Origin of the sequence: Paenibacillus kyungheensis (genome assembly GCF_028606985.1) — a bacterium.
Taxonomy (GTDB): Bacteria; Bacillota; Bacilli; order Paenibacillales; family Paenibacillaceae; genus Saccharibacillus; species Saccharibacillus kyungheensis.
In genome coordinates, this window is record NZ_CP117416.1 from 3,233,096 (window position 1) to 3,245,794 (window position 12,699).

Annotated in this window: 12 protein-coding genes and 1 other annotated feature; of the genes, 6 read left to right on the forward strand and 6 right to left on the reverse strand. The window is 39.9% G+C overall.

Annotation, left to right across the window (positions count from 1 at the left end; all coding sequences use genetic code 11):
* Positions 1-50: 50 nt before the first annotated feature.
* Positions 51-653, reverse strand: coding sequence for a 3-isopropylmalate dehydratase small subunit (gene leuD, locus PQ456_RS13785; RefSeq protein WP_273612811.1), 603 nt, complete (start codon positions 651-653; stop codon positions 51-53).
* A gap of 17 nt (positions 654-670) precedes the next feature.
* On the reverse strand, positions 671-2,092 hold the full coding sequence (gene leuC, locus PQ456_RS13790) for a 3-isopropylmalate dehydratase large subunit (protein ID WP_273612812.1): 1,422 nt from the start codon (positions 2,090-2,092) through the stop codon (positions 671-673).
* Between the two features lie 244 nt (positions 2,093-2,336).
* On the opposite strand from leuC, the gene PQ456_RS13795 reads away from it, so the two are divergent.
* Entirely contained in the window at positions 2,337-3,260 is a 924-nt protein-coding gene (locus PQ456_RS13795; protein WP_273612813.1) for a LysR family transcriptional regulator, read from the forward strand.
* A gap of 116 nt (positions 3,261-3,376) precedes the next feature.
* Here the strand turns inward: PQ456_RS13795 and PQ456_RS13800 are convergent, their stop codons facing one another.
* Positions 3,377-3,904, reverse strand: a complete 528-nt coding sequence (locus PQ456_RS13800; RefSeq protein ID WP_273612814.1) for an NAD(P)H-dependent oxidoreductase — start codon at positions 3,902-3,904, stop codon at positions 3,377-3,379.
* Positions 3,905-4,045: 141 nt separating this feature from the next.
* On the opposite strand from PQ456_RS13800, the gene PQ456_RS13805 reads away from it, so the two are divergent.
* Both PQ456_RS13805 and PQ456_RS13810 read left to right on the forward strand, forming a co-directional pair.
* The gene (locus PQ456_RS13805; protein WP_273612815.1) at positions 4,046-4,396 is read left to right on the forward strand and encodes a winged helix-turn-helix transcriptional regulator; all 351 of its coding nucleotides are present in this window, start codon (positions 4,046-4,048) and stop codon (positions 4,394-4,396) included.
* A gap of 138 nt (positions 4,397-4,534) precedes the next feature.
* A complete protein-coding gene (locus PQ456_RS13810; protein WP_273612816.1) occupies positions 4,535-5,248 on the forward strand; it encodes a DsbA family oxidoreductase in 714 nt (237 codons plus the stop codon).
* 208 nt (positions 5,249-5,456) lie between these two features.
* On the opposite strand, the gene PQ456_RS13815 is transcribed toward PQ456_RS13810, so the two are convergent.
* The 3 genes from PQ456_RS13815 to PQ456_RS13825 form a co-directional block, all read right to left on the reverse strand.
* Positions 5,457-6,080 carry an alpha/beta hydrolase gene (locus tag PQ456_RS13815; RefSeq protein ID WP_273612817.1) on the reverse strand — a complete coding sequence of 208 codons (624 nt, stop codon included), beginning with the start codon at positions 6,078-6,080 and terminating at the stop codon, positions 5,457-5,459.
* Positions 6,081-6,179: 99 nt separating this feature from the next.
* Complete coding sequence (locus PQ456_RS13820; protein WP_273612818.1) at positions 6,180-7,127, reverse strand: ring-cleaving dioxygenase; 948 nt, start codon at positions 7,125-7,127, stop codon at positions 6,180-6,182.
* Positions 7,128-7,505: 378 nt separating this feature from the next.
* Positions 7,506-8,321, reverse strand: a complete 816-nt coding sequence (locus PQ456_RS13825; RefSeq protein WP_273612819.1) for a carbon-nitrogen family hydrolase — start codon at positions 8,319-8,321, stop codon at positions 7,506-7,508.
* A gap of 242 nt (positions 8,322-8,563) precedes the next feature.
* Between PQ456_RS13825 and PQ456_RS13830 the strand changes: the two genes are divergently transcribed.
* The 3 genes from PQ456_RS13830 to PQ456_RS13840 all read left to right on the forward strand — a co-directional run bounded on the left by PQ456_RS13830 (position 8,564) and on the right by PQ456_RS13840 (position 12,616).
* Positions 8,564-9,784, forward strand: a complete 1,221-nt coding sequence (locus PQ456_RS13830) for a pyridoxal phosphate-dependent aminotransferase (protein ID WP_273612820.1) — start codon at positions 8,564-8,566, stop codon at positions 9,782-9,784.
* 98 nt (positions 9,785-9,882) lie between these two features.
* Positions 9,883-10,109: a binding site (T-box leader), on the forward strand.
* 92 nt (positions 10,110-10,201) lie between these two features.
* Positions 10,202-11,311: a glutamate 5-kinase gene (gene proB / locus PQ456_RS13835; protein WP_273612821.1), complete on the forward strand. Its 1,110-nt coding sequence runs from the start codon at positions 10,202-10,204 to the stop codon at positions 11,309-11,311.
* Between the two features lie 57 nt (positions 11,312-11,368).
* Positions 11,369-12,616 (forward strand): glutamate-5-semialdehyde dehydrogenase, encoded by a 1,248-nt coding sequence (locus PQ456_RS13840; protein WP_273612822.1) that lies wholly within the window; start codon positions 11,369-11,371, stop codon positions 12,614-12,616.
* The last annotated feature ends 83 nt before the right edge of the window (positions 12,617-12,699 follow it).

Consider the following 12,699-nt stretch of genomic DNA (forward strand, 5'->3'; position numbering starts at 1 on the left):
CAACCCGCTGTCATAAGTACTATCGACAGGGTTATGCATTTTTTTAAGAATTATACGAATAAATGTTGAGCTTTGTTTTTTTCGTATGCTGTAATATCAGCTTCATGTTGTAACGTCAAGCCGATATCATCCAGACCTTGAAGCAAAAATTGACGACGATGCTCATCAAGATCAAAATCTATCGTCAGACCATAATCATCAGACAATTGTTTGTTCTCCAAATCGACTTTTAAGCGATATCCTTCATGATCGGCAGTACGTTGGAAAATATCCTGTACTTGCTCTTCTGATAATTTGATTGGCAAAATACCATTTTTAAAACAGTTGTTGTAGAAAATATCAGCAAATGATGGTGCAATCACACAACGGAATCCGTAATCCATAATCGCCCACGGCGCATGTTCACGAGAAGAACCGCAACCAAAGTTGGCACGAGAAACAAGTACAGAAGCACCTTCGTAGCGAGGTTTATTCATTTCGAATTCTTGATTCACATTCCCTGCTTCATCCCAGCGCCATTCGTAAAATAGAAATTGTCCAAAACCAGTACGTTCAATTCTTTTCAAAAACTGCTTCGGAATAATAGCATCTGTATCTACATTCACGCGGTCTACAGGAGCCACGATTCCATTTAATTGTTTAAATTCTTCCATGGATAATTACCCCTCTCCTAGTTCAATACTTCTGATTTGAAATTCCAGTCACGTACATCGGTAAAGTGTCCTGTAATCGCCGCTGCTGCTGCCATTGCTGGAGACACAAGATGCGTACGTCCGCCACGTCCTTGACGACCTTCAAAGTTACGGTTCGATGTCGAAGCACAACGTTGTCCCGGCTGCAATACGTCAGGGTTCATCGCCAGACACATACTGCATCCTGCTTCACGCCATTCAAAGCCAGCTTCTTTAAATACAACATCCAAACCTTCTTTTTCCGCTTGAATCTTCACACGTCCAGAACCTGGAACAACAATCGCTGTCAAACGGTCTGACACAGTATATCCTTTGGCTACAGCCGCCGCTGCGCGCAAATCTTCAATCCGTCCATTCGTACACGAACCGATAAATACATAATCGACTGGAATTTCAGCCATTGGTGTACCTGGAGCCAAATCCATATATTCAAGTGCTTTTTCAGCAGCTCTACGTTCATTTTCAGTAGTGAAATCAGCAGGGTTCGGTACAGAAGAAGTGATATCAGTACCCATACCTGGGCTTGTTCCCCATGTTACCTGTGGAATCAAAGCATCGACATCAAATTCAAGTACAGTGTCATACTCTGCACCTTCATCTGTTGTTAACTGTTCCCAACGTGCTACAGCTTCTTCAAATGCTGCACCTTGAGGCACATATTGACGACCACGAAGATATTCTACAGTTGTTGCGTCTGGTGCGATTAATCCTGCTCTTGCGCCACCTTCAATAGACATATTACATACAGTCATACGCTCTTCCATCGTCAAATCACGAATCGCTTCACCTGTATACTCCAACACATAACCTGTTGCAAAATCGGTACCGTATTTAGCAATAACGCCCAAAATCATATCTTTAGCTGTTACACCCGGTTTGCGTGACCCATTAAAACGAATTTCCATCGTTTTGGACTTGGATTGTTGCAAACATTGTGTTGCCATTACGTGTTCTACTTCACTTGTTCCGATTCCGAAAGCAAGAGCACCAAAAGCACCATGAGTCGATGTATGGCTATCTCCACATACAATCGTTTTGCCCGGATGAGTCAATCCTAATTCTGGACCCATAACGTGGACAACCCCTTGATCAATCGTATCCAGATCGAACAATTTCACGCCAAAGTCCGCACAGTTCTGACTTAGTGTATCAATTTGTTGCTTGGAGATTGGATCTTTAATGTTGAAACGATCTGTTGTCGGTACATTATGATCCATCGTTGCAAATGTTAATTCAGGACGACGCACTTTACGATTGCTCAAGCGCAAGCCTTCAAAAGCTTGTGGAGACGTTACTTCATGCACTAGATGTAGATCGATATACAAAATACTTGGTTGATTTTCTTGTTGAAAAATAACGTGATTATCCCAAATTTTCTCGTACAATGTTTTTTTACTCATTATTTTCACCCCATCATAAGATTCGGACTAAGTCAGTGAACATTCTCTTGCAGCAAATAGTGATGGCTGCAATGAAATCTTGGACCTGAGAATGAAGCACCGCTTTATATTGAATCTAATATAACATTACGTGCTATATTGTTCCAAGATATAATAACTATAGAAGTTATAGGCTATACTTATAAGTGAATTTTGATTAAAATAGATGTATAAAAATAATACGTGTACGAAGGAGCAACGTCATATGGAACTTAGACAACTGCAATATGCACTACAGATTGCTGCTGAACGTAACTTTTCGCGCGCAGCAGAGAAACTACATATCGCTCAACCTTCACTTAGTCAGCAATTATCCAAATTAGAAAAAGAATTAGGTGTGCTCCTTTTTCAGCGCAATACCAGTACAGTTGAATTAACACATGCAGGTACTAATTTTGTAGAACAAGCCCAAAAGATTATTGATGCTGTAGAACAGTTGCGTCAAGAAATGGCAGATATTTCACAATTACAAAGTGGACGTGTAGTAGTCGGTAGTATGCAGATTACCGGTTCGCATCTTCTTCCTCATGTACTCCCTGCTTTTCGTGCTGCTTATCCGCAGATTGAAGTGATCTTAATCGAAGATACATCACTCAATCTAGAAAAGTTAACCGCCAGTGGTAAAACAGACCTTAGTCTACTGGCTCTTCCTCTTACCGAACCGTCACTCACGTATGAACCGGTAGGTGATGAATTGATCGATCTGGCTGTACCGCCTAATCATCCGTTAGCCCAGCGATTTGCGAATGGTGATCATCGACCTGTAGAATTGAAAGAATTAGAACATGAACCTTTTATCGTGCTCAAAAAAGGACAAGGATTCCGCAAAATTGTATTCGATGTGTGTAAAGAAGCAGGTTTTGAACCGCAGGTTGTATTTGAAAGTAATAATATCGAGACAATCCAATCTTTGGTCGCTACAGGAATGGGTGTTACTTTTGTTCCTCATTATATAGCGCGCGCCAGACGTGGCGAATTTTTACCCATCTATCTTCCTTTAGCAGAACCGATTCCAAGTCGTACACTTGTGATAGCACGTCGCAAAGGAAGATATCTATCCAAAGCGGCTGAAGCATTTGTAAATACGTTTAAAGAAACAATGATTAATGTAGTACATCCTGAACAATAAAATAAGGAAATGCAGTCTATGTATTCCCTTATAATTTTATTTTGTTTCTATATATATGCTAATTGCCAGAGGTGCTATATATGATAGGTGTTAGTTCATTAAGAAATGTATTCTTTTTAAATATGTTGTAGAAAATGAATATATTCAGAGATATTTTCTTCAATCCGTACTGGTGTCGATTCATGCTCTGCACTATAAAAAGCGGTAAAACCTTGATACGAAGCATGAATATAATCAAATGTCATTTCAAAAGGCAGTAATATTTGTTCTAACGTATAGCGGTATTTTCCGTCAGGTTGGTAATCTGCTTCACTAACGCCTACAGTCACAGCGATAGCAACTTTGCGATCGGTAAAGTGTTTACCTGTTGAACCATACGCCCAGCCATACGTTAATACTTCATCAAGCCATTTTTTCAACAGCGGCGGGCAATTAAACCAGTACAACGGAAACTGAAAAACGATATGATCATGTGCTTCAACAAGTGCTTGTTCTTGCTCTACATTTATGTTTTCATCAGGATAGACTTTGTAAAGTTCATGAATCGTGAATTGATCAGGATACTTTTCCAGTTCTTGAATCCAGCGTTTATTGATGACGGAATCTTGCATATTAGGATGCGTTACAATTACTAATGTTTTCATATGATAAACCTCCATTATATTTAGCTTGGTTGGACTTGCTAAACCTATTGTAAGACGGATACTTATCATAAAAAAGTACGCACTTTAAAGTTAGGTACTAACCTCAAAGAAAGTATGGAATGCCTGAAAGGAGAATTAGCAATGCATATTGGTGACTACAGTCTGACAGGTGTTAACCTGAAAGATACGGGATTTGGCTATACGCTTTCACTGGTAGGCGGAAAATATAAAATGATTATTATGTATTGGTTAGCAGGAGAAAATAAAGTAATGCGTTACAATGAACTCAAGCGTTCAATCGGCACGATTTCTTTCAAAACGTTAAGTGCTACATTAAAAGAACTAGAACAAGATCAATTGATTATCCGTACAGAATATCCTCAAGTGCCGCCAAAAGTAGAATACCGTTTATCAGAACGCGGGCAATCGTTAATTCCAATCTTAGATATGATGTGTGATTGGGGCGAACAGAATCAATTAGAAGAGGTTTAATTACAAAAAGTAATAAAAATACTATTAATAACAATCAATTCAGGTTATACTATTTCTAATGCAACTATAATGGTTACACCTTTTGCAATTCTATTTTTGAATATCATTATAAATTTATTGTAGTGGAGGATTATCCGTATGAAAATTGAAGTGTGGTCAGATTATCAATGTCCTTTTTGTTATATCGGCAAAGCTCGTCTAAATAAAGCTCTGGAACAATTTCCTAATCGGGATGAAGTTGAAGTGAGCTTCCGTAGCTTTGAATTAGATCCGAATGCAGCTAAAGATATTCCGATGAATATGTATGAAATGTTGATGAACAAATTTGGCTTAACCTTAGAACAAGTCAAACAAAACAGCGCTAATTTATGGCAACAAGCCAAAAACGAAGGTTTGGATTTCCAATTTGATACGATGGTATTAACAAATAGCTTTGATGCGCATCGTTTACTTAAATTTGCTACTGCTCATGGTAAAGAAGCTGAAATGAATGAAGCTTTATTCCGCGCTTACTTTACAGATTCATTGCATATCGGCGATCATGCTACATTGTTAGATATTGCTGAACGTGTAGGCTTGGATCGTGCAGAAACAGAAGCATTTTTGAACAGTGAGCAATTCGGTAAAGAAGTTCGCCAAGATGAACAACAAGCGAATCAATTAGGCGTTACCGGTGTTCCTTTCTTTGTTGTGAATAACAAATATGGTATCTCTGGCGCACAACCGACAGAAGTATTTCTAAATACATTGCAAGATGTATGGGCAGAAGATCATCCTTTGCAAATGATTAACAGTACCGAAGGCGATATATGTGCTGATGGATCTTGTATCGTACCTGATACCAAATCTTAATTCTTCTTGGATCATCTCTAAATTAGATAGATATCATGATAAGTAGAATAATGAAATAAAAACGCTATTGCTGCACTAAAAGCAATAGCGTTTTTTATTTGAATTGATAACGATAGATTGCGCTTTTTATTTGGGTACAAACAATATTTTCATAAAAAAATCTATAATCATAGCTGTCTATCCAATAGCATAATTACTACATTTCTTTTTACGATGTGAACTGTTGATTATACCATTGTACTGCTGCTTCCACTTCCGTTGCTGTTAACTGGTGACCGTAATTTTCCCAGTGTAAATGCACTTCTGCATTCGCATCGATAAAATATTTCGCCAATTCTTCTGTCTCAGCGCGAGGAATAATCGGATCGTTAGTTCCTGAACCCATAAAGATAGGAATGCCAGCTAGATCAGGTAACGCTATACTGCGAAGTGGAACCATCGCATGATGCAGAACAGCGCCTTTTAACGATTGATTATCATGGAAAAGTAAGCTTGCTGCAATATTCGCACCATTTGAATATCCAACGGCTACAATATTGCGACGATCAAATCCGTATTCTACCGCTGCTTCATCCAAAAATGTATTAAGCTCATGAGTACGAGCAATCAAATCGGGTTCATCGAATACCCCTTCAGCCAAGCGACGGAAAAAGCGTGGCATTCCGTTTTCCAACACAGCTCCACGTACACCCAAAATCGAAGCTTCCGGCGCAAGACGTTCTGCTAACGGAATCAAATCGTTTTCTGTTCCTCCTGTACCATGTAACAATAACAAAACAGGTTGTGATGCATCTGTACCTTGCTTGAAAATATGTTTTAATGTTAGTGTCATCTCTGTTCCTCCTCTATACGTGCTTGATAATATACGGACAATTTTTTCTCATATTATAAAATGATGGGTGCAAAGTAAAATATCTTATTGAAGTTGTTATTACGATTGAGGAGATATTTTACGAACTTCGATCGGTAATAGATTTTGTTCAATCAATTCACGTTGTGGTTCATACCATTCTGGTAACATTAATTTTTGTCCTAATTGATCTGCTGGTTCATCATTTGCAAATCCTGGAGGATCTGTAGCAATCTCGAACAAGATGCCACCTTCTTCACGGAAGTACACTGCATTGAAATATTGACGATCAATAACAGGTGTAGGTTGGAAGCCACCCGCTTGTACTTGTTCACGCCATAGTTCATGCTCTGCAAAGTCAGCCGCACGCCATGCGATATGATGCACTGTTCCTGCACCGGCAATACCTCTTGGTAATTCACGAGAATTTACATCAATAATATTTCCGATTTCGCCATCTGCTTGAAAACGAACATATCCGTCTTCTTCTGCAATTTTGGTAAGTCCAAGGACATGTTCTACGGTATGCAATGTTTTTGCAGGGGCTGCACTGAACAATACTCCGCCACCAAATCCTTTAATCGCTTGTGCAGACGTGATACCATCCCATTCCCATGTACTTGCTGCGCCGCCTTCACGTTCAACCAATTCAATTCGTAGACCATCATGATCTTCAAATCGTAACAATTGTTCGCCAAAACGTTGTACTGGTTCAAAACGAATACCTAATCGTGTTAACCGTTCTTTCCAGAAATCAAGTGATCCTGTAGGAACAGCAAATACGGTAATTCCCAATTGCCCTGCTCCAACAGCACCTTTACGTGCACCTGGTTGTGGGAAAAAAGTAACGATTGTTCCCGGGCTACCTCCAGCATCTCCAAAGTATAAATGATAAACATCTGGTGCATCAAAATTGATTGTTTTTTTGACCATGTGTAGTCCAAGTACACCTGCATAAAAGTCAACATTGCGTTGTGGATCGGCTACAAAAGAAGTGATGTGGTGAATACCTGCTGTACGAAGTGTCATAATAATGATCTCCTTTATGTTTCATTTTTTTAGTATTACATCATGTTTGAATGCTCTTATTTAAAATATCTTTAAGTTAAACTAATTACGTATACCTATTTCGTGGTGATGTGTCACTGTTGTATATCTTTATTATAAACAGTTTGCGCAATAACAAAAGACCTTTGCAGAAGAATGTTGCTGAACACCGAACTAACTAACTTTTAGTAAGTAATATAAATGAATTTGATGAGTTTCTTTTTTGGTACAGGGCAGTTGTTTTCCATTTTCATCTACTCTTACAGAATAACAGTATACAAAAAGCAGAAATAATAACACACCATATGTGCTGTATTATTTCTGCTTGTGTAAAATCAATCTTTTTACTATTGTATTGTTTTACTTTTGCTTATGAATATACAATTCAGGACGACGATCGGCAAAAACAGGAATACGTCCACGTACTTCATCTGCTAGATCAAGATCGATTGTTGCGCTAATAATACCTTCTGCTTCATCACCTTCTGCTAATACTTCGCCCCATGGATCGATAATCATCGAATGACCGAAAAACTCACTATTTTCATCACGTCCTACACGATTACAAGCCACCACATACATTTGATTTTCGATCGCACGTGCTGTTAATAATGTACGCCAGTGATGCATACGTGGATGAGGCCACTCCGCAGGAACAAACCAGATTTGCGCACCTGCCAGAGCAAGACTACGCGCTAACTCAGGAAAACGAAGATCGTAACAGATCGAAGCCGCAGCAGTTACATCATGTAATGGAAATAAAGCAGTCTGCTCGCCGGGTTGCATAAACTTCTCTTCATTCATTAATTTGAACAAATGAATTTTGTCGTATTTGGCACTACGCTCACCATCCGCGTCATACACATACAATGTATTATAAAATCCACTTTCACGTTGTTCTGATATGGAACCTCCTACCAGCACAATCTGATACCGCTTAGCTATATCACTCATCCATGTAGTCAGCTTCCCATTTTCAGGTTCAGCTAATCCTGCCAAGCGATCCAGAGCATACCCTGTATTCCACATTTCAGGCAGTACAACAACATCCGGCTTCTGCTCTGCTGTCATCGCTTGAGCAATCCACTCTTCAGCACGTTGTTGATTCACTGTAGGATTGGCAAGTTCAATATCCATTTGAATTAAAGCAATATGTAATTGGCGTGTATTTGTCATTAGTGATCATTCCCCTTTATCCAAGCTTAAATAATAGTACAAATCTGTTCTACTTTTAATGTATCATGAGTTTATTGTTTTTGATATCCTCTATATACCATTAGCTAAGAATAGAAACTACTTTCTATTCCTTTAAATCTCCTCTATACTGATCGGAAAAATCATGATAGATTAGGAAGACTTGAGTTCTTTTAAAATTGTAGCAATCATAACATGAATTTACCAGATACGGAGTGATAATGATGAACACCCATTCAAACCCTAACTCAACAACAAATAACGTGCCAAGTATATCTATTACACCTGCTAGTGTGATGAACCAATTGCCAGAACAGTTTTTTGCGAAGCTTGTACAAAATGTGAATCGTCAGGTTGCCGCAGGACATGATGTTATTAATTTGGGACAAGGCAACCCGGATCAACCTACACCTGCGCATATTGTTGAAGAGTTACGTGAAGCCGCAGGCAATCCCCAATATCACAAATACTCTCCTTTTTCAGGCTATTCTTTTTTGAAAGAAGCAGCCGCGCAACGTTATAAGGAAGATTATAATGTCGATCTTGATCCTGAGACCGAAGTGGCTATTTTATTTGGTGGCAAAACAGGGCTGATTGAAATAAGTCAGATCATGCTAGAGCAAGGAGATATCTGCCTTGTCCCTGATCCGGGATATCCTGATTATTGGTCTGGTGTCGCTTTATCCGGTGCAGAGATGTCATTTATGCCTTTAACAGAAGAAAATAAATATTTGCCAGATTACAGCGCTATTGCACCTGAAGTATTAGAAAAAGCCAAGCTGATGTTTCTTAATTATCCGAATAATCCGACATCTGCTACAGCTCCTTACTCTTTCTATGAAGAAACAGTACAATTTGCAGCCAAACATAATATTGTAGTTGCCAGCGATTTTGCTTATGGGGCAATTGGATTTGACGACGAACAACCAGTTAGCTTTTTACAGATTCCCGGCGCCAAAGAAGTCGGTGTCGAGTTTTATACGTTGTCCAAAACGTATAATATGGCAGGTTGGCGGGTTGCTTTTGCTCTAGGAAATAAAGAGATTATTCGCCTGATCAACTTGATGCAAGATCATGTGTATGTGAGTTTGTTTGGAGGTATTCAAGCGGCGGCAGCCAAAGCTTTGACCGATTCTCAACAATGTGTAACTGATCTAGTCGCTACCTATGAATCCCGCCGGAATGCTTTTTTTGCGGAATTGGAAAAAATCGGTTGGGAAGCAAAAGCGCCTAAAGGCTCGTTCTTTGCATGGTTACCTACGCCTAACGGAATGGGTTCAGAAGAATTTGCAACCTTATTACTGGAAAAAGCACATGTTGCTGTAGCTCCAGGAGTTGGCTTCGGCACCAAAGGTGAAGGATATGTGCGTATCGGTCTACTCACTTCAGAAGAACGATTGCAAGAAGCAGTTCGCCGAATTGGGAAGCTAGACTTATTCAAATAAGATTCAAGTGTGTGATGCGGTGCTTGGCAAAAGCGCTTGATCATGCTATTCTAGTTTGCAACAGTTAACATGACTTTGATGCACGTTATTGATATGAATCAATCGTGATGACGGGAACAGTACGTAAGCCCGCGGTGTGTATAGAGAGTGAATCCCAGAGGCTGAAAGGATTCGCCACCAGCTCTTACCGAAACCTACCCCCGAGCTTTTAGCGCCTATAACGCTGAACGGATACCTACCGTTATCTTGGACAAGTAAGCCGGATAGAATGATAGAGTCTATCAATAAAGGTGGTACCGCGGAAGCTCAGACTTTCGTCCTTTGCATCGTATAATGATGTAGAGGATGAAAGTCTTTTTTGTCTATATTTTCAAGAAATATTATAGTAAGTCAGGCAGTTATAAAGGAGTGAAACGATTGTCAAATCAGCGTATTGTTGTCAAGATTGGGAGCAGCTCGCTAACCGGATCACAAGGAGGACTCGATCATCAAGCTGTTGATTTTTTTGCAGATGAGATCGCATCATTACAACATGCAGGCTACTCTGTGCTATTAGTCACTTCTGGAGCAGTAGCCGCAGGTTTTAGAGAAATTGGATATCATTCACGCCCCAAATTATTACACGAAAAGCAAGCCGCCGCATCGGTCGGTCAAGCGCTATTAATGCGTGATTATCAAGAAGCTTTTGCCCGTCATGGGATTGTCAGTGGACAGATTTTGTTAACACGCAGTGATTTTAATAATCGTAAGCGTACAGGTAATGCGACGATGACGATCGAAGAATTGCTCAAGCAAGGGGTTATCCCTATCTTTAACGAAAATGATACAGTGTCTGTCGATGAATTAAAATTCGGCGATAATGATACGTTATCTGCACTTGTGGCAAATCTAGCTCGTGCTTCGCAATTAGTTATTTTGACAGATATGGAAGGATTGTATAGCGCAGATCCACGTCATGATCCTACAGCTACACGATACGATCGAATCGATGAGATTACCGATGAGATCTATGCAGTTGCTGGAGGTTCAGGTTCAGCGGTAGGTACAGGCGGAATGCGCTCTAAGCTTGATGCTGCCAAAATCGCTACTCGTGGCGGTGTGCCTGTCTTTGTCGGTCGTGTACGCGAAGTCGGCGATCTCAAAGCTGCGATTGATCATCATGGGAAAGGGACTTATTTTGCTACTCATGTGTCTGCTCTTTCGATCAAAAAACAATGGCTTGGATTTTTATCAACTCCGCTTGGTACGCTAATTGTCGATGATGGAGCAGCCTATGCATTGAGTCGTGAAAATCGTAGCCTATTGCCTGTCGGGATCAAGCAAGTCGAAGGACAATTCCATGCCGGTGATGTGATTGAAGTTGTTAATCTTCAACGTGAAGTACTTGGTCGAGGTATCGTCAATTATGACCATGATCAATTACAATTAATCTGTGGTCTTCCAAGCTCTGAAATATCTACACGATTAGGTATTGAAGATATCCACCGATTAGAAGCTGTCCATCGAGATGAATGGGTTTCTTTATAATGATTGATTTATACGTGAACTGATTATGACTGATTATGATAGAGGAGGTTTTTTATTATGAGTGAAGTAGTAGACAAGTCCACTCTTTCCAAACAAGCTTCGACTAGACTAGGAGCACTATCGACTCAAGACAAAAACGAAGCATTGCTGATGATGGCAAAAGCATTAATTTCTCATACCGATGAGATTATTACAGCAAATATAGAAGATTTGGAACATGGACGTGCACAAGGAACTTCTGAATCTATGTTAGACCGCTTGCGTCTGGATAGCGTACGTATTGAAGGCATTGCTTCTGCTTTACGCCAAATCGCTGATCTGGATGATCCTATTGGTGAGCTATTAGAAACACTAGAACGTCCAAATGGATTAATTATCGAAAAGCTACGCGTTCCTATTGGTGTGATTGGCATTATTTATGAAGCTCGTCCTAATGTGACTGTAGATGCCGCAGGATTATCGCTCAAAACAGGAAATGCAGTCGTGTTGCGCGGTGGTTCAGCCGCACTTTCATCCAATCGCAAAATAGTAGAGATTCTTCATCAAGCCTTAGAACAATCAGCTATTCCACGTGATGCTTTACAATTGATCGAAGATGCTGATCGTGCTTCTGTCAATGAAATGATGAAGCTTAACGGTATTATAGATGTGATTATTCCGCGTGGTGGTCATTCGCTAATCCAAAATGTTGTGCAAAATTCTACAGTTCCTGTTATTGAGACTGGCGCGGGGATTTGTCATACTTTTATCGATGCGACAGCAGATCATCAAATGGCGCAAGATATCGCTATCAATGCTAAAGTACAGCGTCCTTCAGTCTGTAATTCGATGGAAACCCTGTTGGTGCATACCGATTACGATCAGACTGCTCTTACAACACTTGCAGAAGCGCTACGCCAGGATCAAGTAGAGATTCGTGGATGTGCACTTACACGTGAACGCATTTCATGGGCACATGAAGCAACAGAACAAGATTACGCTACCGAGTATAGCGACTATATTCTCAATATCAAAATCGTAGCCAACCTTGATGAAGCTCTGGAACATATCGCGACTTATAGCACAAAGCATTCAGAATGTATCGTGACGGCTGATGAAGAAAATGCAAAACGATTTATGCAAGAAGTCGATGCGGCAGCTGTATATCATAATGCTTCTACTCGTTTCACCGATGGATTTGAATTTGGATTTGGCGCAGAGATTGGTATTAGCACACAAAAGTTACACGCTCGTGGTCCTATGGGATTGCCTGCTCTTACTTCCACCAAATATCGTATTTACGGAAACGGTCAAATTCGTCAATAATATAAATATGAAATTGCCAAGCACATGACGTAAGATATTTTGCTTTGCAAAAATCATGTTTGATTTGACTAGAAGATAGCGCG

What these genes read in the sequence shown, in the direction of transcription:
- leuD (WP_273612811.1), bottom strand. Translation starts at nt 653, where the DNA reads ATGGAAGAATTTAAACAATTAAATGGAATCGTGGCTCCTGTAGACCGC.
- leuC (WP_273612812.1), bottom strand. Translation starts at nt 2,092, where the DNA reads ATGAGTAAAAAAACATTGTACGAGAAAATTTGGGATAATCACGTTATT.
- PQ456_RS13795 (WP_273612813.1), top strand. Translation starts at nt 2,337, where the DNA reads ATGGAACTTAGACAACTGCAATATGCACTACAGATTGCTGCTGAACGT.
- PQ456_RS13800 (WP_273612814.1), bottom strand. Translation starts at nt 3,904, where the DNA reads ATGAAAACATTAGTAATTGTAACGCATCCTAATATGCAAGATTCCGTC.
- PQ456_RS13805 (WP_273612815.1), top strand. Translation starts at nt 4,046, where the DNA reads ATGCATATTGGTGACTACAGTCTGACAGGTGTTAACCTGAAAGATACG.
- PQ456_RS13810 (WP_273612816.1), top strand. Translation starts at nt 4,535, where the DNA reads ATGAAAATTGAAGTGTGGTCAGATTATCAATGTCCTTTTTGTTATATC.
- PQ456_RS13815 (WP_273612817.1), bottom strand. Translation starts at nt 6,080, where the DNA reads ATGACACTAACATTAAAACATATTTTCAAGCAAGGTACAGATGCATCA.
- PQ456_RS13820 (WP_273612818.1), bottom strand. Translation starts at nt 7,127, where the DNA reads ATGACACTTCGTACAGCAGGTATTCACCACATCACTTCTTTTGTAGCC.
- PQ456_RS13825 (WP_273612819.1), bottom strand. Translation starts at nt 8,321, where the DNA reads ATGACAAATACACGCCAATTACATATTGCTTTAATTCAAATGGATATT.
- PQ456_RS13830 (WP_273612820.1), top strand. Translation starts at nt 8,564, where the DNA reads ATGAACACCCATTCAAACCCTAACTCAACAACAAATAACGTGCCAAGT.
- PQ456_RS13840 (WP_273612822.1), top strand. Translation starts at nt 11,369, where the DNA reads ATGAGTGAAGTAGTAGACAAGTCCACTCTTTCCAAACAAGCTTCGACT.